A 22,521-nucleotide genomic window follows, 5' to 3' on the forward strand; every position below is an offset into this window, starting at 1 on the left:
TTCTGACATCAGCAGGTAAAGGAGGAGTTTTTTCGGTCTGGACAAGGGTTTCTCCTCCTTTTGTGCCGACGGGCGAAGCCGAGACAAGCGCATCCGGCGAATCGTTAGACTCAATGGGTGCCTACGAACGACATCGACATGAAGCCCCGCAGCCGCGTCGTCACTGACGGGATCGAAGCGACGACCTCCCGCGGGATGCTCCGTGCGGTCGGGATGGGCGATGCGGACTGGGACAAGCCGCAGATCGGCATCGCCAGCTCCTGGAATGAGATCACGCCCTGCAACCTGTCGCTCGACCGCCTCGCGCAGGCGTCGAAGGAAGGCGTGCACTCCGGCGGAGGCTATCCGCTGCAGTTCGGCACCATCTCCGTCTCGGACGGCATCTCGATGGGCCACGAGGGCATGCATTTCTCCCTGGTGTCGCGTGAGGTGATCGCCGACTCGGTCGAGGTCGTCATGCAGGCGGAGCGCCTGGACGGCTCAGTGCTGCTGGCCGGATGCGACAAGTCCCTTCCCGGAATGCTGATGGCCGCCGCCCGGCTCGACCTGGCATCCGTCTTCCTCTACGCCGGCTCGATCGCCCCAGGCTGGGTCAAGCTCAGCGACGGCACCGAGAAAGACATCACCATCATCGACTCGTTCGAGGCGGTCGGCTCGGTCAAGGCGGGCATCATGAGCGAGGCGGATGCCAAGCGCATCGAGTGCGCATTCGCACCAGGCGAAGGTGCCTGTGGAGGCATGTACACCGCCAACACCATGGCGAGCGTCGCGGAAGCCCTCGGAATGAGCCTTCCAGGCTCGGCGTCACCGGCATCCGCTGACCGTCGTCGCGACTACTACGCCCACCGCAGCGGCGAAGCCGTCGTCAATCTGCTGCGCCTCGGAATCACCGCCCGGGACATCCTGACCAGGAAGGCGTTCGAGAACGCGATCGCTGTCGCCATGGCGTTCGGCGGTTCAACCAACGTCGTGCTGCACCTGCTGGCCATTGCCAACGAAGCCGAGGTCGACCTCACGCTGGACGACTTCAACCGTATCGGCGACAAGGTTCCGCACATCGGCGACCTGAAGCCGTTCGGCGAGTACGTGATGAACGACGTCGACCGCCACGGGGGAGTGCCGGTCGTCATGAAGGCGCTGCTGGATGCCGGACTCCTGCACGGCGACGCCCTCACCGTCACCGGCAAGACGGTGGCCGAGAACCTGGCCGAACTGAACCCCGACGAACTCGACGGCACGGTCATCCGCAAACTCGACAACCCGATTCATGCCACCGGAGGCATCAGTATTCTGCACGGGTCGCTCGCGCCGGAAGGCTCCGTTGTGAAGACGGCTGGTTTCGACGCAGAGGTCTTCGAAGGGCCTGCACGCGTGTTCGAGCGCGAACGCGCCGCGATGGACGCCCTCACCGCCGGCAACATTGTCAAGGGCGACATCGTCGTCATCCGCTACGAAGGCCCCAAGGGTGGGCCCGGAATGCGGGAGATGCTGGCCATCACGGCAGCCATCAAGGGCGCGGGGCTCGGCAAAGATGTATTACTCTTGACGGACGGCAGATTCTCAGGCGGCACAACCGGACTGTGTATCGGCCACATAGCACCCGAAGCGGTGGACGCAGGTCCGATCGCCTTCGTGCGCGATGGTGATCTAATAAGGGTCGATATCGCAGCTCGCTCGCTCGACTTACTTGTCGACGCGGCAGAGCTGGAAGCTCGCCAGCTGGGCTGGGCTCCCCTTCCACCGCGCTACACCCGTGGTGTCCTCGCCAAGTACTCGAAGCTCGTGCACTCCGCCGCCAAGGGCGCCGTCACCGGGTAGCTTCGCGGCTCTCGCCTTTTCGCGCCGACTCGGTCGAAACGATCGAACTAAGGAAGATTGATGTCCACGGAATCACCGCCCGTGCCCCACGCATCCGCCCCCAAGCAGAAGGCGACGCCTGAGATCCTCACCGGCTCAGGCGCCATCCTTCGCTCCCTCGAGAAGCTCGGCATCACGGATGTCTTCGGGTTGCCGGGCGGCGCCATCATGCCGTTCTACGACGAGCTCATGTCGTCGAGCACCATTCGCCACATCCTGGTGCGGCACGAGCAGGGCGCAGGACACGCGGCCGAGGGCTACGCGTCATCCACCGGCAAGGTCGGTGTCGCGATCGCGACATCCGGCCCGGGCGCGACCAACCTGGTGACCGCGATTGCGGATGCCCACATGGACTCGGTTCCGCTCATCGTCATCACCGGACAGGTCTTCTCCACCTCGATGGGCACGGATGCGTTCCAGGAGGTCGACATCGTGGGAATCACGATGCCGATCACCAAGCACTCCTTCCTGGTGACCAGGCCGGAGGACGTCCCGAAGACGGTGGCGGCGGCGTACCAGATCGCCACGACGGGTCGCCCTGGGCCGGTGCTCATCGACGTCACCAAGGACTGCCAGCAGAACTCTGCGCCGTTCATCTGGCCGCCGAAAGTCGACCTGCCCGGGTACCGCCCGGTGGTGAAGGCCCATGGCAAGCAGATCAACGCAGCGGCGAAGATGCTGGTCGAGTCGAAGCGGCCGGTGCTCTACGTGGGCGGCGGCGTGATCAGGGCGGGCGCATCCGCTGAACTGCTGAAACTGGCCGAGGCGACCGGTGCTCCGGTGGTCACCACGCTGATGGCGCGCGGCGCATTCCCCGACTCGCACAAGCAGCACCTCGGCATGCCGGGGATGCACGGCACCGTTCCGGCGGTTCTCGCGCTGCAGGAGTCCGACCTGCTGATCTCGCTCGGCGCTCGGTTCGATGACCGGGTGACCGGCAAGCCGACAGAGTTCGCCCCCGATGCGAAGGTCGTGCACGTCGACATCGACCCGGCCGAGATCTCGAAGATCCGGATCGCCGATGTGCCCATCGTCGGGGACGCCAAAGACGTCATCATCGACCTCATCGCTGCCTTCGCCGACGTCGCGAAGGCATCCGGGCCCGACCTGACCGAGTGGTGGACCCGGCTCGACTTCCTGCGCGAGCAGTACCCGCTCGGGTACGACGAGCCGGACGACGGCCTGCTGTCGCCGCAATACGTGATCGAACGCATCGGCGCCATCACCGGACCGGAGGGCATCTACGCCGCCGGTGTCGGTCAGCACCAGATGTGGGCTGCGCAATTCATCAAGTACGAGCGGCCCAACTCCTGGCTGAACTCCGGTGGCGCCGGGACTATGGGGTACGGCGTGCCGGCCGCCATGGGTGCGAAGGTCGCCAACCCCGACCGCATCGTCTGGGCGATCGACGGCGACGGATGCTTCCAGATGACCAACCAGGAGCTCGCCACCTGCACGATCAACGAGATCCCGATCAAGGTCGCGATCATCAACAACTCCTCACTCGGCATGGTGCGTCAGTGGCAGACGCTGTTCTACAACGGCCGTCACTCCTTCACCGACCTGAACACCGGTGCCGACACCGTGATGATCCCCGACTTCGTGAAGCTGGGCGAGGCGTACGGTGCCCTCTCCATCCGCGTCACCAAGAAGGAGGAGGTCGACGCTGCGATCAAGCTCGCCAACGAGACCAACGACCGCCCGGTGGTGATCGACTTCATCGTGAGCCGAGACGCCATGGTGTGGCCGATGGTTCCCCAGGGAGTCGGCAACTCGTCCGTCCAATACGCCCGCGACAACGCCCCAGAGTGGGAAGAGGAGTAAACCCATGACGCACGTTCTGTCACTCCTCGTCGAGGACAAACCCGGTCTGCTGACCAGGGTCGCCGGACTGTTCGCGCGCCGCGGCTTCAACATCGAGTCGCTCGCCGTCGGCAAGTCGGAGGTGAAGGGCCTCTCGCGCATCACCGTGGTGGTGGATGTCGAGGAGCTCCCTCTCGAGCAGGTCACCAAGCAGCTCAACAAGCTGGTCAACGTGATCAAGATTGTCGAACTCGACCCGGCGCAGACCGTTCAGCGGGAGCACCTGCTGATCAAAGTGCGGGTGGACAACACCACCCGCAGCCAGATCCTGGAGGCGACCACGCTGTTCCGGGCTCGCATCGTCGATGTGGCGACGGATGCGCTGGTCATCGAGGTCACCGGCGACACCGCCAAGACGCAGGCACTGCTGAAGGTGCTCGAGCCTTACGGCATCAAGGAGATCGCGCAGTCCGGCCTGCTGGCCATCGGCCGCGGGTCCAAGAGCATCACCGAGCGCATCTTCAAGAATTGAACTGAAGCTGGTCGAGCTTGTCGAGACCCGCACCTGAAAACCTCACACAACCAAGGAGCACACACCATGACCGAAATCGCTTACGACAAAGACGCGGACCTGTCGATCATCCAGGGCAAGAAGGTGGCCGTCATCGGCTACGGATCGCAGGGTCACGCGCACGCACAGAACCTGCGCGACTCCGGTGTCGACGTGGTCGTCGGCCTGAAGGAAGGCTCCAAGTCGATCGAGAAGGCTGAGGAGGCCGGCTTCAAGGTGCTGCGCTCTGCCGAGGCCGCCGAGTGGGCCGACGTGATCGTCATCCTCGCCCCGGACCAGCACCAGCGTCACCTCTACGCCGACGACATCAAGCCGCACCTGGCCGATGGCAAGGCGATCCTCTTCGGCCACGGCTTCAACATCCGTTTCGGCTACATCGAGGCGCCTGAGGGCGTTGACGTGATCATGGTCGCCCCGAAGGGCCCGGGTCACACGGTTCGTCGTGAGTACGAGGCCGGCCGTGGCGTTCCCGTCATCGTCGCAGTCGAGGCGGATGCCTCGGGCAAGGCCTGGGAGCTGGCCTGGTCGTACGCGAAGGCGATCGGCGGCCTTCGTGCCGGCGGCATCAAAACCACCTTCACTGAGGAGACCGAGACCGACCTGTTCGGTGAGCAGGCTGTTCTCTGCGGCGGCACTTCGCAGCTGGTGCAGTACGGCTTCGAGACGCTGATCGAGGCCGGCTACCAGCCGCAGATCGCCTACTTCGAGGTGCTGCACGAGTTGAAGCTCATCGTTGACCTGATGTGGGAGGGCGGCATCGCCAAGCAGCGGTGGTCGGTCTCCGACACGGCCGAGTACGGCGACTACGTCTCCGGCCCGCGCGTCATCGACCCGTCGGTGAAGGAGAACATGAAGGCCGTTCTCGCCGACATCCAGTCCGGCGCGTTCGCCGACCGGTTCATCAAGGACCAGGATGCCGGCGGCCCCGAGTTCCTGGAACTCCGCGAGAAGGGCGCCCAGCACCCGATCGAGGCCACCGGCAAGGAGCTCCGCTCGCTCTTCGCCTGGAAGCAGCAGGACGAGGACTACACCGACGGTTCCGCCGCCCGCTAGGCACGTCTAAGCGGGTCGAGCTCGTCGAGACCAGTCGAGCCTGTCGAGACATCCGTAGTCCACTTTGCGAAGGGGTCGAGCCACGAGGCTCGGCCCCTTCGTCGTCTCACTCCGCCTCCGCTCATCGATGACGGTGTTTCTCTTCGATGACGCTGATCCAAACGGGCTCATCGAAGAGAAACACCGTCATCGTCGAGTGATGTCACCGCGAAACGTCAGCGGATGCGCTCGATGCGCACCTCGACCTGATCGCCGACTCCCTTGTCGAGTTTCTTTCGCAGCGCGGCGCTCACCGAGATGAAGTGGTGGCCTCGACCGGAGGGCATGAGGGCGGATGTCACGGCCACGCCGTCGACGGTGGTGTCGGCCCGCACCGACTTGCCGTGGCCGAAGAACGCCTCCGACTCCGGCACTTCGATGACAGCCCAGCTGGGCATCCACTCGGGGTTGACGATGGTGGAGGAGAAGGTGAGCGTATCCGGCATGTACACAGCGTACACATGCAGGTGGGCGCTGGAACAGCAACAGCAAGACGGTTTGTTGACGGCTCGCGGTATTGAAGTGCCGGGCGTTCAACAAACCGTCTGGCGGTTGGCGGCGTCACACCGAGGTCGGCACGTCGCGGCCCGGTAGAGTCGATGCATGAGCCGGGACCCGGATGACCCCCTGAGCTGGGGTGACGAGACCGATCCGACCCACGTCGATGCACCGCCCGCAGTTCAGCGGAATGCCGAAACGAGCCCCTCCGCATCACCGACCACCAGCTCGGCCATGCTCGTTGTCTACGGAATATTCGGCGGCGCCTACCTGCTCTACATAGTCGGCTGGATCATCGCCGTGCAGCGCGATACCTACACTCAGGGCAGCCTGCTCTCCGAGATCATGTACCAGTTCGGTGAGTTCCTGGCGATCGCATCGCCTGCGGTGTGGTTCGGCGCCGTGCTGCTGCTCAACCGTGACAGTCGCGCGGTCGCGCGGATCTCCTGGTTGCTGGCCGGCCTGCTCCTGGTCGCCCCCTGGCCGTTCATCCTGGGAGGTCTCGCATGATGCGGCAGACGGATGCCCGCGGCACCCGGCGACGCATCCTCCCGTTCGCCGTGGCCATCGTGTTCGGCCTGCTGTTCGCCTACGACCTGTTCGAGGCGATCACCAACCTGGTGGGGCTGCCGGCTCAGATCGCCGACGCCAACGATTTCGCCAGCGAAAACGGCCTGGCGACGATCGAGGTGCCATGGGTCATATTGATCGCGAACACCGTCCTTCCGATTGCCGCATTCGCGCTGGCCTGGTGGATGGGCCGCCGCCGGAGCGTCGCACATCAGGCGCTGCTCTACCTGGTGGCCCTGGCCCTCGTGGCGGCCGTCACGCTGACCCTCACCGCTCTCGTCTGAGCGCAGCAGCGCTACCGCGGCCGGACGAGCGCGAGAATCTCCTCCGAGACCAGGGTGAAGCCGGTCGTGCCGAAGAGCCGCTGGCATCCGTCCACCTCGATGGTCACGGTACCGCCGGCATGCTGCCCGTCGACGAGAGGGTGTGCGACGACAAACTCCGTTGCGGGGCGGAGGCACGCGATCAGCGGCATGACCTCGTACTCCGCGGCAGTCAGGATGATGCGTCCCTCTTCGGCGTTCAGGGTCGAGCCATTGGTGAAGGTCCCCACGACGGGCAGGCCGACCAGCTCGGAGTATTCGGGGTTCGGATCGGCGGCGTACCGGCAGAGCCGCATTCCGTCGAGTTGGCCGACGGGCGGCAACGTGAGCGGAACGGTTGCGAACTCGTCCGAGCCGGTGTCGCCCGGCTGTTTCGGAGATGTGTCGAGGCCGGGAACGTCAGCCAGCTCATCGGGTGCCACGACTCGGAGCGGCGTCCACTGGGTGCGGCAGCCGGCCTCGATTGCTGCTGCCGACTCGGTGAGGTTCTGCCGGTCGACGCTGCCGGCGGTGACTTCAAGCAGCGCGAGGGCCGCATTCACGGCCTCCGTTTTCGGCTGCCCGCATCCGTCGACCGGGTAGGTTACGTGCACGGCGCGCCCGGCAGCATCCGCGAGCCATATTTGCGGCACGATGACCATGTGTGCAGTGCACGGTCCCAGCCAGCGCGGGTCATCGGCCTGGTTCAATGCTTCGATGAGCGGGACGAGGTCGCCCTCCAGGTGGCGGGTGGCCGGGCCCGACCAGACGCCATCCTCGTCGGTGACCGTGCCGAAGTCGTCGCACAGAGCGACACTGACCGGCACGAAGTCGCTCGGGACGCGCCCGGCCGAGCCGGTCTCGCCGCAGTCGGCCTGGGGAACGATGGCGGCATCCGGGACGGTCCCTCGGATGCCCGCGCATCCGGCCAGCAGGAGCGCCACCGTCAGCATGCCGACGCTTGCCAGCAGCACGGATCGGCCACCTCATTGTGCTTTCACCAGACTCCCCTCGTCATGGCCACATTAACTAGGACGCGTGACCGGCGGAGAACGTTGGGGCCTGGCCGGATGGCCGACCGCAGCAGTACCGGCGGAGCGGCGTCACCACAGGGAGGGTTGCCCGACAGAAAGCGGAGGCTCGTTGCCGCCTGCGCCGCCAAGCCTGCCCTGGAGGGCCATGGCGTCGAAGGGCGGGCGAATACTGTTGTGCTCCGGGTTCACGAAGTAGACGAACGTGTCGCGCCCGCTTCCGTCAGTGCAGCCGGCCCCGCTGCGCCAGCCATCGACAAGCGAGGCCCACTCGTCGAGGGACGCCGCGTCGTAGCCGTTCGGGTGGTGATCCTTGCCGCTGTGCAACCGCAGGTAAGCGAAGTCGGCGGTGACCTCGCGCAACTGCGGCCAGGTGGGGGAGTTGGTGACGACCGCGGCCACGTCATAGCGGCGGAGCAGGTCGACGAACGCGGGAGTGTCGAAACTCGCGTGCCGCACCTCGAGAGCATGACGAATCGGGGTATCCGAGGCACCGGGGTCGATTGCCGCCCTGCCCTCCTGCTCGATCAGCCGCTGGGCCTGGGCGATGGAATGCGGAAGCAGTGCGAGGAAGCCTTCCACCACCTCAGGGGAGAAACCCAGCCCTGGGGGAAACTGCCAGAGCACGCTTGCCAGCTTCTCGCGAAGACCGAGCACTCCGGAGGCGAAGAAGTCGGCGACGCCCCGCGCCGGATTCCCCAGCGCCTGACCGTGCGTGATCGACTTCGGGCCCTTGACCGAGAATGCGAAGTCTGCGGGCGTCGCGTCTCGCCAGGCCAGGAAGCTACTCGGTGACCCGCCACCGTGAAATGTCGTGTTGATCTCGAGCGTGGACAGGCGCTCCGATGCGTAGCCGAGACGCCCGCGCTGTGGCAACGACTGCGGGTAGAAGTGGCCCTGCCAATGACGGTGATCCCATCCGGAGGTGCCGACTCGGCTGCGGCTCTCGTTCTCGCTCATCCTGCCAGTAGCGTAGCGAGGTTGTCGGTCGGCCTGGGTTCAGCCCCGCTCCTTCGCCACGGCCTCCCGCACGCCTGGTGCGACCTCCCGAGCGTAGAGTTCAATCGTCGCTTGGTCGTCGCTCGCGAGAATGAATCCGGAGATGCCGTAGTCGAGGGCGATCCCGGTCAGCTCGCGAACCCATTGCTCCGGTGGACCCTGCAGCAGCCCGCCGCCCGTCGGCGCGAACTTCCCGCCGATGTTGAGCAGGCGACGGATGGCGCGCGGGTCGCGACCGACGGTATCCGCCCCTTCATCGATGTGCGCGTTCATGGCGGCCAACTCGGACGGTCCGCCCTGCAGGTAGCCGAGCGATGGCAGCCAGCCGTCGCCGGCGCGGCCGGTCATGCGCAGGATGCGCGGCTTGTACGCTCCGACCCAGATCCCGATGTCGTGGGCGGGGGCAGGTCCGCGCTTGGCGCCCTTCACGGTGTAATACTCGCCTTCGAATCGCACCCCACCGGGCTGGTCGACATCCCAAATCTCGCGGATGATGCGGATGCCCTCCTCCAGCGCTTTTATCGACTCGCCGGGAGTCCTGCGCACGCCGCCCATAGCTACGATGGCATCCCAGAAACCACCGGCACCAATGCCGAGCTCGAGGCGACCGCCGCTCAGCAAGTCGAGGCTGGCTGCGCTGCGCGCCAGCAGCGCGGGGTGCCGCAACGGCAGATTGTGCACGTTGGCGCTCAGATGAATGCGTTCCGTGCGTGCGGCGATAAACGACAGCAGCGTCAAGGTGTCATGAAATCTCGGCTGGTACGGATGATCCTGGAACGTCGCCAGGTCGAGGCCGGCCCGGTCGGCCACAACCGCCAATTCCACGGCCTGCTGGGCGGGTGAATTCGTCGGGGTGATGAACACCCCGAATTGCAGGTCGTGGCCGTAGTCCGTCATATCAGATCCTCTTCATTCTTAGGCGGTGCGTCGTTCAGGTGTGTCCTGGGTGGTGGTGCCGATCGCGAAGTTGTCGCGGAAAAGGTTGCCAGGGTCGTACTCGGCCTTCAGCGACCGCAGTCGCTTCAGCGTTGCTGGCGGGAACGCGTCGCGGATGCGTTCCGGGCTCGCGCCCGTCTCGAAGCTCAGGTAAAGCCCGTCGAAGAACGGCGCGAGCCGCTGCCACTCCGTGTCCAGCCGCTGTTGACTCGAGCCGACGGCCACCACCGAGAAATTGGCCGAGCGGTGGGCGTAAGCCGTCGCATCCGGCGGGACATCGGATGCCGCGCCCCCGGTCGCGCGGATCTGGAAGAAGTGGGTGGCGCCGCTGTCGAGCAGTCGGTGGGCCGCATCCGCGAATTCGGGAGTGATGTGCTCCAGAAGGCCGGAGCGACTGACAGGCTCACCGCGACCCTGGTTGGCCTGACCCTGGGCCGGCATGAGCGCCGCACTGTACGACAGCAACTGCACCGACTGCTGGTACAGCGGTGCCACGTCGGCGAACGGCTGAAGGCGGGCGATGATGGTGTCGGGGTCGATCGAGTCGACCATTCCGTAGAAGCGGGCGATCGCGGGCTCGCCGGGGTGGGAGCCTCCCAGGATGAGGAAGCTCGTGGTGTCGCGGGGGGACGTTTCGAGCACTGCGCCCCACTTCACGAGGAAGTCTGCGGTGTCGCTCGCGTCGAACACGAACTGGGCCCAGCCGACCCCGGGCACCTCGGCGGCTTCGAACTCAAAGGCGGTGGCGACACCGAAGTTGGCGCCGGCCCCACGCATCGCCCAGAACAAGTCGGCGTTCTCCGTGTCACTGGTGCGCAGCATCCGCCCGTCGGCGAGCACCACCTCGACGGCACGCAGGTTGTCGATCGCAAGTCCGTGTGCCCGCCCGAGGAATCCGATGCCGCCAGCCGTAGCCAGCCCCCCGACACCGACCCCGCCGTAGTCGCCGGAGCTGATGGCCCACCCGAACGGTTCAAGGGCAGCGGCCGCCTCGCCCCAGGTCGCACCAGGGCCGACCCGCACTCGCCGGGTGGCGTGGTCGAGAACCTCGATGCTATTCAGCGTAGACAGGTTGATGACTATGCCGTCGTGGTTGGTCGAACGCCCGCTGATACCGTGTCCACCGCTACGGATTCCGAGCGGCAGCTGGGGGTGGTCTCGCGCGAAGGCCAGGGCATCCGCCACTTGTGCGGGGGTGGCGGGCAGCAGGACGATCCCCGGCGCTCCACCACGCATATACGTCGAGCGCACGCCCGAATAGCGGATGTCGCCCGGCTCGATGGCGGCGAGCGTACTCGGCACGGCGTCGTAGTCGATGCCAGGCACCCGCTTCGCGAGGAATGCCGCCGGACGGATCGGCCGTGAGGTCGACAGCCCGGGAATCTCCTGCTCTGCCGCATCGCGCAGGGCGGGCGCGACCTCGGTGATGAAGCGGCGGATCATGGCCGGGTCATCGCTCTTCAGCAGGAGCGTGCCCACGCCGTCCCGAGTGACGAGGGGTAGCAATTGCGCCACCCAGTCGATTGTCGAACCATCGAACGAGTCCACGTCGAGAACTCGGCGGATCTCCCGCCGGTCACGTCCGGCACCTTGTGCCTCAGTATCGATGACAATGTTGCCCGATTCGAGGGCGGCGGGGTATCGCACGAGCCAGCCTTCCGCGTCGGAGCCGACCAGCCGCAGCATCTGCTCGCCCGTTCCCTGCACCAGGATTGGCACATCGTGCGCGGGAGCCGGGCCCCGCTCGGCTCCGTCGACGCGGTAGTGCGCACCGGCATGGCGGGGCGGTCGCCGGTCGTCGACGGCCCACATTCCCCGGATGATACTGATCGCCTCAGCCACAGCATCGGCGTCGTCGGCCGTGAGTCCGAGCTCCAGCCGACCGCCGGAGAGCAGGTCGAGGCTCGCAGCGGCACGTCCGAGCACACCAGGGGAGCGCAGGGAGAGGTCCACGATCGGAAGCAGGCGGATGTTCCGGGTGCGGCCAGCGATCCAGGAGAGGGCGCTCCACGCGTCCAGGGCTACCGAGTCGTCCACCGAGACGAGGTCGTACCCGAGCGTGTCGGCGAGGATTGCGTGCCCCGTGACCTCATCCGTCGAGGACGGGTCCAGGGAGAGTCCGAAGCGAAGGGGATGGTCGTAGTTCGATCCCATCCCCGCCACCGCGCTCTCCATGTCACTGGTAGTAAGTGGCGAACGACACCCAGTATTCCGGCGGGCTTGGGCGGATGGCCGTCACATTCCCCGGTGCGTATCCGCCTGCCGTTAGAGTATGTAACTATCTGGCGCCCCAGGGTCGCGGCGCGAAGCCCTCCCGCCTGCGCAACCGAAGGAACGTTTCGTGTCGAAACCTGTCGTACTGATCGCTGAAGAACTGTCGCCGGCCACCGTAGAGGCCCTGGGACCGGACTTCGAGGTCAGGAAGGTCGACGGCACGGACCGTGCCGCGCTGCTGCGTGAACTGGGGGATGCGAGTGCTGTGCTCATCCGCTCGGCGACCCGACTCGATGAGGAGGCCATCGCGGCGGGCACGAAGCTGAAGGTGATCGCTCGCGCGGGTGTTGGGCTCGACAACGTCGACATCAAGGCAGCAACCACCGCCGGCGTCATGGTCGTGAATGCACCGACGTCGAACGTCATCTCTGCCGCCGAGCTGGCGGTCGGCCACATCCTGAGCCTGGCCCGGTTCATTCCGGAGGCGGACCAGTCGATGAAGGCGGGGGAGTGGAATCGCTCCAAGTACACCGGCATCGAGCTGTTCGAGAAGACTATCGGCATCGTCGGCCTCGGCCGCATCGGCAGCCTGGTGGCTGAGCGCCTGGCCGGATTCGGCGCCGAACTCATCGCCTACGACCCCTACGTCACCCCGACCCGTGCGCAGCAACTCGGTGTCAAGGTCGTCACCCTGGACGAGCTCGTCGAACAGTCGGATTTCATCACCATCCACATCCCGAAGACCCCGGAGACCACCGGCCTGTTCGGCGCCGAGCAATTCGCCAAGGCGAAACCGAGCCTGCGCATCGTCAACTGCAGCCGCGGCGGCATCATCGACGAAGACGCTCTCTTCCTGGCGCTCTCCACGAAACAGATCGCCGCAGCGGGCCTCGACGTGTTCGTTAGCGAGCCGCCGCGCGACTCCCCGCTGCTCGGCCTCGACAACATCGTGCTCACCCCTCACCTCGGCGCTTCGACGGACGAGGCGCAGGAGAAGGCGGGTGTCTCGGTAGCCAAGTCGGTGCGTCTCGCCCTCGACGGTGAGCTGGTTCCGGATGCCGTTAACGTCGCAGGCGGGGTCATCAACCCCCTGGTGCGTCCCGGCATCCCGCTCATGGAGAAGCTGGGCCAGATCTTCAGTGGGCTCGCCGACAGCCCCGTGACCAGCATCGACATCGAGGCCCGGGGCGAGATCGCCGAGTTCGACGTCAGCGTGCTGAAGCTGGCAGCCCTCAAGGGCATCTTCACGAACATCGTCAGCGAGAACGTTTCCTACGTGAACGCACCGCTGCTTGCCGAGCAACGGGGAATCCAGACCCGCCTGATCACGGATGGGGTGAGCGACGAATACCGGAACCTCCTGACCATCCGCGGCGGGCTTGCCGACGGCTCGGAGGTGTCCGTCTCGGGAACGCTGACCGGCACGAAGCAGATCGAGAAGGTAGTCGAGATCAACGGCTACGACGTCGAGGTGCCGATCGCCGACCACTTCGTCGTCATGGTGTACACCGACCGCCCGGGCATCGTTGCCATCTTCGGCCAGGAGTTCGGCGAAGCCGGAATCAACATCGCCGGCATGCAGATCAGCCGGCGGACAGCCGGTGGACAGGCGCTCAGCGTGCTGACTATCGACTCGCCGGCATCCGAGGAACTGCTGAACACCGTGCGAGTGGCGATCGAGGCAGACCTGGTGCGTCAGATCGAAATCAGCGAATAAGACCTTCGAACATGGCGAAGGGCCCGGCAGTCTTGCCGGGCCCTTCGTCGTCTGTTCTTAGACCAGCGGGTCAGTCGTGTTGTCAGTCGTCGAGCGGTTCTCGCGCTGGGTGACGCGTTCTCCACCCGCACTGTCAACGTGACGCACTGTCTCAGTCGAGGAACGCTTCCTCATGACGAGGACGAGCGATACCAGGAACACGACGATTCCGGCTCCCATGAGCAGGTAGCCGATGAGGTCGAGGTTTGCCCAGTCGACCTGAACGTTGATGGCGAAGGTGAGGATCGCGCCGACAACGAAGAGAAAAATTCCAGATCCGATACCCATTTTCTGTGTCCTCTCACTTGCGTTGGTAGACCTCAGTAACGGCCGGTAAGGCTGAGCCGCGCACTGCTATCTCCCCACAACGCTAGCGCGGCGACGCCGAAAACGGCGGGAAAGTGATAGCGGAACGCGGCGCGGTAGCCTTGGGGGAGCCATCCGTCCCGAGCCCCTGAGGAGCCAGAAATGCCCCGTACCATCACGCTTGCCGTCATCGCCGGGGACGGAATCGGCCCCGAGGTCACTGCGGAGGCTGTGAAAGTGCTGAACGCGGTGGTTTCGGACGATGTGGCGGTCGAAACGACGGACTTTCCGTTCAGCGCGCGGCACTTCCTGGAGACCGGAAACATCCTCGATGACGACGACCTGAACGAGCTGGCGAAGCACGACGCGATCCTCCTGGGCGCGGTCGGCGGCGACCCCCGGGATGCCCGCCTCGCCGGCGGCATCATCGAGCGCGGCCTGCTGCTGAAGCTCCGGTTCGCTTTCGACCATTACGTGAACCTGCGCCCCACCCGTCTTTACCCCTCGGTGGCGTCGCCGCTCGCCAATCCGGGCGATGTCGATTTCGTGGTCGTGCGGGAGGGAACCGAGGGGCCGTACGTCGGAAATGGCGGCAGCATCCGCCGTGGCACGCCACAGGAGGTCGCCAACGAGGTGAGCGTCAACACGGCGTTCGGCGTCGACCGTCTGGTTCGCTACGGATTCGAACTGGCCAACTCGCGGCCGGCGAAGAAACTCACCCTGGTGCACAAGACCAACGTGCTGGTGAATGCGGGCAGCCTCTGGCAGCGGACAGTGGATGCCATCAGCACCGAGTACCCGGATGTCGCCGTGGACTACCAGCACGTCGATGCCGCGACCATCCACCTGGTGGTGAATCCGTCCCGATTCGATACGATCGTCACAGACAACCTCTTCGGTGACATCCTCACCGACCTCGCCGGCGCAATCAGCGGTGGCATCGGGCTGGCGGCATCCGGAAACATCAACCCGGACGGCACATTCCCCAGCATGTTCGAGCCGGTACACGGCTCGGCACCAGACATCGCCGGCCAGCAGCTGGCAGACCCGACCGCCGCCATTCTCTCGGTGGCGCTCATGCTCAACCACCTCGGGCTGCCGGAAGCGGCGGACCGAGTGGACGCAGCCGTTGAAGCCGACCTCGCCGTCCGCGGTGATGCACGGCGCAGCACCGCCGAGATCGGCGACGCGATCGTCGCAGCACTGTCGGAGTAATCTCTACGCAAGACCAGTAAAGGACCGCCATGAAGAACCTGCTCGCCCCCACCGAACTGACCTTCGCCGTCACCAAGAACGACAACGCTCGAAGCGTTCAGGAGCGGGAGGCGATTCTGGCCAACCCGGGCTTCGGCACCAGCTTCACCGACCACATGGTCGACATCTGCTGGTCGGAGCAGGGCGGCTGGCACCGCCCCCGGGTTCAGCCTTACGGTCCGATCGCCCTCGACCCTGCGGCAGCGGTGTTGCACTATGGCCAGGAGATCTTCGAAGGAATGAAGGCCTACCGCCACCAGGACGGCTCGATCTGGACGTTCCGGCCGGAGGCGAATGCCCGCCGGATGCAGCACTCGGCTGCGCGCCTCGCGCTGCCTGAACTGCCCACCGACTACTTCATCGAGTCGCTCAAGCAGCTCATCGCGGTGGACGCCGACTGGGTGCCGTCGGCCGCGGAGACCAGCCTGTACCTGAGGCCATTCATGTTCGCCAAAGAGGCGTTCCTGGGTGTGCGACCGGCAAAGAAGGTCAACTACTACGTGATCGCCAGCCCGGCCGGCGCCTACTTCCACGGCGGTGTCGCCCCCGTTGCGATCTGGCTCTCCACCGAGTACGCCAGGGCCGGCCGCGGCGGAACCGGCGCCGCCAAGACCGGCGGCAACTACGCGTCGTCGCTGCTCGCCCAGGCGCAGGCCTCCGAGAAGGGGTGCGCCCAGGTGCTGTTCCTCGACTCCGCTGAGGGCAAATACGTCGAAGAACTGGGCGGCATGAATGTGGTGCTGGTCTACAAGGACGGCACGCTGGTCACCCCGGAGTCCGACAGCATCCTCGAGGGGATCACCCGCGACAGCATCCTGCAGTTGGCCGAAGACCGTGGACTGACGGTGGTGCGCCGCCAGGTCACCATCGACGAGTGGCGCGAAGGGGTGGCATCCGGCGACATCGTCGAAATGTTCGCCTGCGGTACCGCCGCCGTTGTCACGCCGATCGCCGTCGTCAAGGCTGAAGGTTTTGAGATCGGATCAGCGGATGCCGTGGCCGGCGAGCTGACCATGTCGCTGCGCCAGGAACTCACCGACATCCAGTACGGCCGGGTGCCCGACAGGCACGGGTGGCTGACCCGTCTGGACGCGTAGTGGAGATGCACTGTGTGGCATCCGCCCGTGCAAGCGGTTGCAACTGCGCCGGTAGACTCGAACGGTGAAAATCGCGCGCTTTGCAGTTGATGATGCCAGCCCCCGCTACGGAATTGTTGATGGTGACGAACTCGTCGTCCTGGCCGGGGACCCCATGTTCAGCGGGTACGGCACCACCGGGGAGCGCGTCGCCCTCGCTGACGCAAAGTTGCTGGCACCGGTCATCCCGCGCTCCAAGGTCGTCTGTGTCGGACTGAACTATGCAGAGCACAAGGCGGAGATGTCGATAGATGCACCGAGCGTGCCGTTGATCTTCCTCAAGCCGAACACGTCAGTGATCGGCCCGGGCGAGGCCATCCAGATTCCGCCCGTGGAGGGTCGAATCGTTCACGAGGGCGAGCTGGCCATAGTTGTCGGCAAGATCGCCAAGCGGGTGAAGGCGGCCGACTATGCCGACTACATCTTCGGCTACACGATCGCCAACGACGTTTCGGCCAGGGACCAGATGTTCGCCGACGGCCAGTGGGCCCGGGCGAAGGGCTATGACACGTTCTGCCCGCTGGGACCGGTGATCGAGACAGAGCTGGACCCGACCAACCTGAACATCCAGACCTTTGTCGACGGTGAGCCGCGCCGGCACGGCAACACGAAGGACCTGATTCACAAGATCCCCGAGCTGATCGAGTACATCTCGGACGTGTGGACCCTCCTGCCAGGCGACGTCATTCTCACCGGGACGCCGGCCGGCCTCGGCGGTTTCGTCGACGGCCAGACCGTCGACATCACCATCGACGAGATCGGTACCCTGAGCAACCCGGCGCGCAACCGCGCCTGATCGCTCCCGAACCCGCCCGTCTCGTCCCCTGAGTTCGTCGAAGGGGTCGACCTGAGTCTTCGTGCCCCATCAGGCGCTTTGCGTGGGCAACTACTCTCAATTCGCCGCGCAGAGGAAGTAGTTGCGGCTAGCGTGCGTGGCAAGGTAGCTTGTGATGCATGACAGCGGATGTCGGTGCCCAATTGCGCAAGGGAGTGGTCGAGAGTTGCGTGCTCGGCCTGCTCTCGCGTGAGCCGATGTACGGCTGGCAGCTGTCGGAAACACTCATTGCGCACGGGTTGATCGCGAGCATAGGCACGCTCTACCCGATGCTGAGCCGACTGCGTGCGCAAGGGCTGGTCAGTACTTACGAACAAGCATCGGATGCGGGACCGGTTCGCAAGTACTACCGGTTGACGGATGCCGGCCGGCAGCAGCTGAGCAACTTCCGCGAGCAGTGGGGGCCTTTCACCCGCACGGTTCACGACCTCGTCGGAAAGGACGATCCCCATGGCTAAATCGACAACCCCGCAGGTCGTCCGCAGCTACCTCAGCCAGTTGAAGGAGGCGCTCGCCGATCTACCCGCCGAGGTGCGGGACGAGATCGTGGCTGGCGTGAGAGAAGAGCTCGACGGAATGGATGCTGCAGCTGCGGCCGCCCGCATCGAAACGCTCGGCGACCCCGAGTTCATCGCTGCAGAGGCGCGTGCCGAGGCGGCTGTCGTGGTGCCGTCCGATGCGAACCAGCGTGTTGATCCCCGCGGCCGGGAACCTCGCTGGTTGCCTGTCTTGGCCGGCCTGCTGGTGGCTTTCGGCGGCATTGTGATTCCGGTCATCGGTTGGATCGTGGGCCTTGCGCTGACGTGGATGTCGAAGAGTTGGCGAGTCGGCGACAAATGGATCGCGACGCTCACACCATTCATCGCAGTTGGCGTTTTCATCGTCGTGTTCGCGCTGACCAGTGTGGCTCCCCAACCGGACGGACCATCGACCAGCGACTTCGGCAGCCCGGTGATGCCCGGCATGTTCTCGGCGCTGTGGTCGAGCACAATCCTGGTGATCCCGGTGAACGCGGTCGTCGGCATTTGGCTCCTGTGGCGTGCCAGGCGAACCTGGTCGTTTGATGTCCCGCCGCGCGAAGCCCACTCGGCGGCAACGTCCCGGCCCCATCGACCACAGGCATCCTGGTACGCGCCTGTCACGGTCTTGCTGATCATCGCTGGTGGGTTCGTCCTTCCGGTCGTCGGCTGGGTCGCCGGCGTGACCATGCTGTGGGCAGCGGATGCCTGGAGCGTCCGCGACAAATGGCTCGGCACCCTGGCTGGCCCGGTTGCGGTTCTCGTACCGGCAGGACTCGTGTTTGCGGCACGGCTGTGGCTCCCCGCGACCGGGGGAGGGTTCGACCCGTTCCTGCTCATCGTATTAAGCGGGCTGGTGCTGCCCACGGTGGCCAGCCTACTCGTGGGCATCCGCCTGCTTCGGCGCAGTAAGGCAGCAACGCAGTAGCAACGCCGCCGTGAGCCTAGAATTGCAGCAATGTCTGCTCAGTTCTCCACCGCATCCGGCGCCGATGTGCGCGTTCGTTTCGCCCCGTCTCCGACCGGCACACCGCACGTCGGGCTGATCCGCACGGTGCTCTTCAACTGGGCCTACGCCCGGCACACCGGCGGCAAGCTGATCTTCCGCATCGAGGACACGGATGCTGCGCGAGATAGCGAGGAAAGCTACCTGCAATTGCTGGAGGCGCTCCGCTGGCTGAAGATCGACTGGGACGAGGGGATCGACGTCGGCGGCCCGCACGGCCCGTACCGGCAGTCCCAGCGCAGCGACATCTATGAGGGTGTCATCGAGAAGCTGAAGGCCACCGGCCGACTGTACGAGTCCTTCGCCACGGGCGAGGAGATCGAGGCGCGCAACGTGGCGAACGGCCGCGACCCCAAACAGGGTTACGACAATTTCGAGCGGGATCTGACGGATGCCCAGAAGGCCGCGTATCGCGCGGAGGGCCGCGAACCGGCGCTGCGTCTCCGCGTTCCGGACACCGACCTCAGCTTCACCGACCTGGTTCGCGGCGACATCACCTTCCCCGCCGGCAGCTTCACCGACTTCGTGGTGGTGCGCCCGAACGGAATCCCGCTCTACACCTTCGTCAACCCGGTCGACGACGCGCTGATGGGGGTCACCCACGTGCTGCGTGGCGAGGACCTGCTGTCGAGCACCCCGCGCCAGATCGCCCTCTACACCGCCCTCATCGAGATCGGCCTGACAGAGTTCATTCCCCGTTTCGGGCACCTCCCCTACGTCATGGGCGAAGGCAACAAGAAGCTGTCCAAGCGCGATCCGGCGTCGAACCTGTTCCACCACCGCGACCGCGGCTTCATCCCGGAGGGCCTGGTCAACTACCTCGCCCTGCTCGGGTGGTCGCTGACCCACGACCGCGACGTGTTCACCATCGACGAGATGGTGGCCGCGTTCGACGTGGAGGACGTCAACCCGAACCCCGCCCGCTTCGACCAGAAGAAGGCGGAATCGATCAACGGCGACCACATCCGGATGCTCGAATCGCACGATTTCGCCGAGCGCCTGCTGCCCTACCTGACCGGTGTCGTCGACAGCGGCGAAGATCGGGTGCTGCTCGCGAAGGCGGCGCCGCTCGTCCAGGAGCGCATGCAGTTGCTGGGGGAGGCCCCCGCGCTCCTGTCCTTCCTGTTCACCGACGACGACCGTATCGAGTACGACGCGGATGCCATGCCGGGCGCCGAGGGCAGGCAGGTGCTCGACGCATCCGTTGCCGCCTTGATGGAGGTCACCGACTGGACGCACGAGGCGATCGAGGCCGCCCTGCGGGACGCGCTCATCGACGGACTCGGGTTGAAGCCGCGCATCGCGTTCGGCCCGCTGCGCACGGCCCTGTCCGGTCGCCGCATCAGCCCGCCGCTGTTCGAGTCGATGGAACTGCTCGGCAGGGACTCGACCATCGCGCGCGTGCAGCGGCTCGCGGACCACTTGTAGGGAGCCACCGTGGTGACATCGGGGCCGGTGCAGGCCGACTACGACGTCGTCATCGTCGGTGCCGGGCCGGCAGGACTCAGCGCCGCACTCAACCTGGCGCGCGCCCGCCGCCGGGTGCTGCTGCTCGACGCCAACCGCCCCCGCAACGCCGCGACCCTGGTCTCCCACGGTTTCATCACGCGTGACGGTGTGGCCCCGCACGAGTTGCGGCGCCTCGCCCGCGAAGAGCTGACCGCATATCCCGGCGCCGAATACCAGCTGGCCAGGGTGCAAACGGTGACCGCGCTCGGCACGCCCGGCGAGCACGTGTATGAGACGGATACCCACACGACCGGGTCGACCGGGCTGTTCGAGGTGGCCGCGAAGGGCATCAACGGCAAGCCCGACCGGCTGGTCACCGCCCGAACCGTGCTGGTGGCGACGGGGCTGCACGAGGAGCTCCCTGCCCTTCCGAGCATCCGCTCGTTCTATGGTCTCGGGCTGTTCAGTTGTGTTGCGTGTGATGGCTACGAGTACAGCGACCGCCCGATCGCGCTCATCGGCGAGACCTCGGATGTCGCCTGGCGCGCCCTGCTGATCTCCCAGTGGAGCCATTACCTGACCGTTTTCACCAACGGGGCGGATGCGATCACTCCAGGCCAGGAGACACTCCTCGCCGAGCGTGGGGTCACCGTGGAGCGTCGTGCGATCGATGACGTCGAGGGTGACCGCCACGGCGTGACCGGGGTGCGCCTCATAGATGGCGACGTCATCGCGATGTCCGGCGGCTTCGTGCGGCCGAAGTGGCACGCCCAACTGGAGTTCGCCGGCTCACTCGGGCTCCATACGGACGGCTGGGGACTGCTGACCGTCGACCGTGATGGCCGCACCAGCCATGCCGGCGTGTATGCCGCGGGGGACATCACGTCTCCGGGACCGCAACAGCTCATCGTCGCGGCAGGCGCCGGTGGTCGGGTCGCGGCCACCATCAACCGAGACCTGATCGGCATCCCGACGGCCCACAGCCGCTGACGTGTTCGCCCCGCCTCGTCCGGTACGGTAAAGTGGTCAATCGGTTCGGATTCCGGTTCGGACCATTGGGGTATGGTGTAATTGGCAACACGGGAGATTCTGATTCTCTTGTTCTTGGTTCGAGTCCAGGTACCCCAGCAGTTTTTGCCTCTTCCGCCCCCTACAAGGCTTGGAATTGCAGGCTTCTCCGGTTCACCCGGTGACAGATGTGATCAGGACATGTCACAGAGTCACGGAATATTCTGGTGAATACTTTGCAACTATTCCGAGATGTCCACAGGGGCGAACTGCTCGGATAGCGTGCGGACGTCTGGGGCGAGGACGCGACGCTGCGAATAGGTGTGGTTTTTGACAAGCGCCTCGCTGCTGTGGCCGGCTACCTCGGACGCGATCGTGGAACCTAAGGCGTCGTCGACAACTGAGATGAGCGTCTTCCTCAGCACGTGCGGTGTCACCCACTCGAAGTCGCTACCCTGCAGGCAGTCGCGTAAGGTTCGCCGGACGTTGTTCTGTGAGAGTGGACCTCCGCCGGAAGTGTGGAAGATCAGCCCCGCACGTCCGACGTCCGTGAGCCGGCGTCGGATGATGGAGACCGCGAACTCGGGGATGATGATGACTCTCTCGGTTGAGATTGCCTTCACATAGCCGAAGTCGTAACCTCCACCCTTGGTGTACTCGATCTTCTCTTCGACGTAGACCCGAGGCGACTCTGGGTGGTCCAAGTCGACGGTTGGTGCGGTCAAGGCGAGCACTTCGCTGATGCGGAGGGACGTGGCCAAGGCCAAGTCGATGAAGTCGAGCAGGTCATCGTGGGCTTTGGTCGTTCGTGGGCCGGAGCGCTTGGTGTCGCGGTGCACGCGGATTAGCTGCCTGATCTTCTCTACCTCTGCAGGTGAAAGCTCGACAGCGAGCTTCTTCGAGACCGGGATGATCATGCCTGAGAAGTTGAAGAGCTCGGGAGAGCAGATACCGCGCTCGGCGCCGTACGCCAAGACCCCTCTGAGGACGACACGCGCTGTGCGTGCTTCAGGCGCGTGGTCGTCGTCGATGAGGTTGCGGATGACTCGGCGCAGCATTGGGTTGTTCAGCTCGGAGATCGAGAGATCACCGATCTTCTTCCCAACAGACCCGAACACCGTTGCTTCGTAGCGCTGGACGCTCTGGACAGCGAGGGTGCGTCGCTTGAACGTGAGCCACTCAGCTGCCAAGACGGCGAACTTCGGGTCCTTGACGACACCTGGCTCTGCAGCTGTGTTGATCCGATCGACCTTCGCTTTGAGGCGCGAGATGGCGTCGGCGCCGCTCGTCCCGCTGGCGGTGATCCGAGACTCGCCTGACATGGTCCGAAGAGTGGCACTGACTTGGTATCGCTTCGTGCTCAGCAGCTTGGCCTTGCTG

General features: G+C 65.4%; 21 protein-coding genes and 1 tRNA gene. 15 read left to right on the forward strand and 7 right to left on the reverse strand.

What is annotated here, in order from left to right:
* Nucleotides 1-138 precede the first annotated feature (138 nt).
* The 4 genes from ilvD to ilvC all read left to right on the forward strand — a co-directional run bounded on the left by ilvD (nucleotide 139) and on the right by ilvC (nucleotide 5,284).
* Nucleotides 139-1,818: a dihydroxy-acid dehydratase gene (gene ilvD / locus ACX3O0_RS01115; protein WP_459108425.1), complete on the forward strand. Its 1,680-nt coding sequence runs from the start codon at nucleotides 139-141 to the stop codon at nucleotides 1,816-1,818.
* 60 nt (nucleotides 1,819-1,878) lie between these two features.
* Complete coding sequence (locus ACX3O0_RS01120) at nucleotides 1,879-3,681, forward strand: acetolactate synthase large subunit (RefSeq protein ID WP_459106485.1); 1,803 nt, start codon at nucleotides 1,879-1,881, stop codon at nucleotides 3,679-3,681.
* Nucleotides 3,682-3,685: 4 nt separating this feature from the next.
* Nucleotides 3,686-4,192 carry an acetolactate synthase small subunit gene (ilvN, locus tag ACX3O0_RS01125; RefSeq protein WP_459090238.1) on the forward strand — a complete coding sequence of 169 codons (507 nt, stop codon included), beginning with the start codon at nucleotides 3,686-3,688 and terminating at the stop codon, nucleotides 4,190-4,192.
* A 66-nt stretch (nucleotides 4,193-4,258) separates the two neighbouring features.
* Nucleotides 4,259-5,284 carry a ketol-acid reductoisomerase gene (ilvC, locus tag ACX3O0_RS01130; protein WP_459106486.1) on the forward strand — a complete coding sequence of 342 codons (1,026 nt, stop codon included), beginning with the start codon at nucleotides 4,259-4,261 and terminating at the stop codon, nucleotides 5,282-5,284.
* A 215-nt stretch (nucleotides 5,285-5,499) separates the two neighbouring features.
* Here ilvC and ACX3O0_RS01135 read toward each other — a convergent pair whose 3' ends face one another.
* Nucleotides 5,500-5,769 carry a DUF1905 domain-containing protein gene (locus ACX3O0_RS01135; RefSeq protein ID WP_459106487.1) on the reverse strand — a complete coding sequence of 90 codons (270 nt, stop codon included), beginning with the start codon at nucleotides 5,767-5,769 and terminating at the stop codon, nucleotides 5,500-5,502.
* 157 nt (nucleotides 5,770-5,926) lie between these two features.
* Between ACX3O0_RS01135 and ACX3O0_RS01140 the strand changes: the two genes are divergently transcribed.
* The gene (locus ACX3O0_RS01140) at nucleotides 5,927-6,331 is read left to right on the forward strand and encodes a hypothetical protein (RefSeq protein ID WP_459090244.1); all 405 of its coding nucleotides are present in this window, start codon (nucleotides 5,927-5,929) and stop codon (nucleotides 6,329-6,331) included.
* Nucleotides 6,328-6,675, forward strand: coding sequence for a hypothetical protein (locus tag ACX3O0_RS01145; RefSeq protein WP_459106488.1), 348 nt, complete (start codon nucleotides 6,328-6,330; stop codon nucleotides 6,673-6,675). Before ACX3O0_RS01140 ends, ACX3O0_RS01145 begins: the two co-directional genes overlap by 4 nt.
* Before the next feature lie 11 nt (nucleotides 6,676-6,686).
* Here the strand turns inward: ACX3O0_RS01145 and ACX3O0_RS01150 are convergent, their stop codons facing one another.
* From ACX3O0_RS01150 to ACX3O0_RS01165, 4 genes are all read right to left on the reverse strand, one after another.
* Nucleotides 6,687-7,667: a hypothetical protein gene (locus tag ACX3O0_RS01150; protein WP_459106489.1), complete on the reverse strand. Its 981-nt coding sequence runs from the start codon at nucleotides 7,665-7,667 to the stop codon at nucleotides 6,687-6,689.
* A 129-nt stretch (nucleotides 7,668-7,796) separates the two neighbouring features.
* Entirely contained in the window at nucleotides 7,797-8,684 is an 888-nt protein-coding gene (locus ACX3O0_RS01155; RefSeq protein WP_459106490.1) for a DUF72 domain-containing protein, read from the reverse strand.
* A 39-nt stretch (nucleotides 8,685-8,723) separates the two neighbouring features.
* A complete protein-coding gene (locus ACX3O0_RS01160) occupies nucleotides 8,724-9,620 on the reverse strand; it encodes an LLM class flavin-dependent oxidoreductase (RefSeq protein WP_459106491.1) in 897 nt (298 codons plus the stop codon).
* A gap of 18 nt (nucleotides 9,621-9,638) precedes the next feature.
* A complete protein-coding gene (locus tag ACX3O0_RS01165; protein ID WP_459106492.1) occupies nucleotides 9,639-11,834 on the reverse strand; it encodes an LLM class flavin-dependent oxidoreductase in 2,196 nt (731 codons plus the stop codon).
* A 166-nt stretch (nucleotides 11,835-12,000) separates the two neighbouring features.
* On the opposite strand from ACX3O0_RS01165, the gene serA reads away from it, so the two are divergent.
* Complete coding sequence (gene serA, locus ACX3O0_RS01170; protein ID WP_459106493.1) at nucleotides 12,001-13,590, forward strand: phosphoglycerate dehydrogenase; 1,590 nt, start codon at nucleotides 12,001-12,003, stop codon at nucleotides 13,588-13,590.
* Between the two features lie 57 nt (nucleotides 13,591-13,647).
* Here serA and ACX3O0_RS01175 read toward each other — a convergent pair whose 3' ends face one another.
* A complete protein-coding gene (locus ACX3O0_RS01175; RefSeq protein ID WP_459090258.1) occupies nucleotides 13,648-13,917 on the reverse strand; it encodes a DUF6458 family protein in 270 nt (89 codons plus the stop codon).
* A gap of 180 nt (nucleotides 13,918-14,097) precedes the next feature.
* Here ACX3O0_RS01175 and ACX3O0_RS01180 point away from each other — a divergent pair, with 180 nt between their 5' ends.
* The 8 genes from ACX3O0_RS01180 (at nucleotide 14,098) to ACX3O0_RS01215 (ending at nucleotide 21,261) form a co-directional block, all read left to right on the forward strand.
* Nucleotides 14,098-15,150, forward strand: a complete 1,053-nt coding sequence (locus ACX3O0_RS01180; RefSeq protein ID WP_459090260.1) for a 3-isopropylmalate dehydrogenase — start codon at nucleotides 14,098-14,100, stop codon at nucleotides 15,148-15,150.
* 29 nt (nucleotides 15,151-15,179) lie between these two features.
* The gene (locus ACX3O0_RS01185) at nucleotides 15,180-16,286 is read left to right on the forward strand and encodes a branched-chain amino acid aminotransferase (protein WP_459106494.1); all 1,107 of its coding nucleotides are present in this window, start codon (nucleotides 15,180-15,182) and stop codon (nucleotides 16,284-16,286) included.
* A 64-nt stretch (nucleotides 16,287-16,350) separates the two neighbouring features.
* Nucleotides 16,351-17,121 carry a fumarylacetoacetate hydrolase family protein gene (locus tag ACX3O0_RS01190; RefSeq protein ID WP_459106495.1) on the forward strand — a complete coding sequence of 257 codons (771 nt, stop codon included), beginning with the start codon at nucleotides 16,351-16,353 and terminating at the stop codon, nucleotides 17,119-17,121.
* Between the two features lie 158 nt (nucleotides 17,122-17,279).
* Complete coding sequence (locus tag ACX3O0_RS01195; RefSeq protein WP_459106496.1) at nucleotides 17,280-17,618, forward strand: PadR family transcriptional regulator; 339 nt, start codon at nucleotides 17,280-17,282, stop codon at nucleotides 17,616-17,618.
* Entirely contained in the window at nucleotides 17,611-18,606 is a 996-nt protein-coding gene (locus ACX3O0_RS01200; protein WP_459106497.1) for an HAAS signaling domain-containing protein, read from the forward strand. Before ACX3O0_RS01195 ends, ACX3O0_RS01200 begins: the two co-directional genes overlap by 8 nt.
* A gap of 30 nt (nucleotides 18,607-18,636) precedes the next feature.
* Complete coding sequence (gltX, locus tag ACX3O0_RS01205) at nucleotides 18,637-20,112, forward strand: glutamate--tRNA ligase (RefSeq protein WP_459106498.1); 1,476 nt, start codon at nucleotides 18,637-18,639, stop codon at nucleotides 20,110-20,112.
* Nucleotides 20,113-20,121: 9 nt separating this feature from the next.
* Nucleotides 20,122-21,123 carry an NAD(P)/FAD-dependent oxidoreductase gene (locus ACX3O0_RS01210; protein WP_459106499.1) on the forward strand — a complete coding sequence of 334 codons (1,002 nt, stop codon included), beginning with the start codon at nucleotides 20,122-20,124 and terminating at the stop codon, nucleotides 21,121-21,123.
* Nucleotides 21,124-21,189: 66 nt separating this feature from the next.
* Nucleotides 21,190-21,261 (forward strand) — tRNA-Gln (locus tag ACX3O0_RS01215).
* 122 nt (nucleotides 21,262-21,383) lie between these two features.
* Here ACX3O0_RS01215 and ACX3O0_RS01220 read toward each other — a convergent pair.
* On the reverse strand, nucleotides 21,384-22,463 hold the full coding sequence (locus ACX3O0_RS01220) for a tyrosine-type recombinase/integrase (protein ID WP_459106500.1): 1,080 nt from the start codon (nucleotides 22,461-22,463) through the stop codon (nucleotides 21,384-21,386).
* Nucleotides 22,464-22,521 lie beyond the last annotated feature (58 nt).

The sequence above is a fragment of the Homoserinimonas sp. A447 genome (genome assembly GCF_054489325.1).

Bases quoted from the DNA above. Each gene is read 5' to 3' on its own strand.
- ACX3O0_RS01200 (WP_459106497.1), top strand. From the start codon at position 17,611: ATGGCTAAATCGACAACCCCGCAGGTCGTCCGCAGCTACCTCAGCCAG.
- ACX3O0_RS01140 (WP_459090244.1), top strand. From the start codon at position 5,927: ATGAGCCGGGACCCGGATGACCCCCTGAGCTGGGGTGACGAGACCGAT.
- ACX3O0_RS01120 (WP_459106485.1), top strand. From the start codon at position 1,879: ATGTCCACGGAATCACCGCCCGTGCCCCACGCATCCGCCCCCAAGCAG.
- ACX3O0_RS01220 (WP_459106500.1), bottom strand. From the start codon at position 22,463: ATGTCAGGCGAGTCTCGGATCACCGCCAGCGGGACGAGCGGCGCCGAC.
- ACX3O0_RS01175 (WP_459090258.1), bottom strand. From the start codon at position 13,917: ATGGGTATCGGATCTGGAATTTTTCTCTTCGTTGTCGGCGCGATCCTC.
- ACX3O0_RS01160 (WP_459106491.1), bottom strand. From the start codon at position 9,620: ATGACGGACTACGGCCACGACCTGCAATTCGGGGTGTTCATCACCCCG.
- ilvN (WP_459090238.1), top strand. From the start codon at position 3,686: ATGACGCACGTTCTGTCACTCCTCGTCGAGGACAAACCCGGTCTGCTG.
- gltX (WP_459106498.1), top strand. From the start codon at position 18,637: ATGTCTGCTCAGTTCTCCACCGCATCCGGCGCCGATGTGCGCGTTCGT.
- ACX3O0_RS01180 (WP_459090260.1), top strand. From the start codon at position 14,098: ATGCCCCGTACCATCACGCTTGCCGTCATCGCCGGGGACGGAATCGGC.
- ACX3O0_RS01165 (WP_459106492.1), bottom strand. From the start codon at position 11,834: ATGGAGAGCGCGGTGGCGGGGATGGGATCGAACTACGACCATCCCCTT.
- ACX3O0_RS01155 (WP_459106490.1), bottom strand. From the start codon at position 8,684: ATGAGCGAGAACGAGAGCCGCAGCCGAGTCGGCACCTCCGGATGGGAT.
- ACX3O0_RS01195 (WP_459106496.1), top strand. From the start codon at position 17,280: ATGACAGCGGATGTCGGTGCCCAATTGCGCAAGGGAGTGGTCGAGAGT.
- ilvC (WP_459106486.1), top strand. From the start codon at position 4,259: ATGACCGAAATCGCTTACGACAAAGACGCGGACCTGTCGATCATCCAG.
- ACX3O0_RS01135 (WP_459106487.1), bottom strand. From the start codon at position 5,769: ATGCCGGATACGCTCACCTTCTCCTCCACCATCGTCAACCCCGAGTGG.
- ACX3O0_RS01185 (WP_459106494.1), top strand. From the start codon at position 15,180: ATGAAGAACCTGCTCGCCCCCACCGAACTGACCTTCGCCGTCACCAAG.
- ACX3O0_RS01145 (WP_459106488.1), top strand. From the start codon at position 6,328: ATGATGCGGCAGACGGATGCCCGCGGCACCCGGCGACGCATCCTCCCG.
- ilvD (WP_459108425.1), top strand. From the start codon at position 139: ATGAAGCCCCGCAGCCGCGTCGTCACTGACGGGATCGAAGCGACGACC.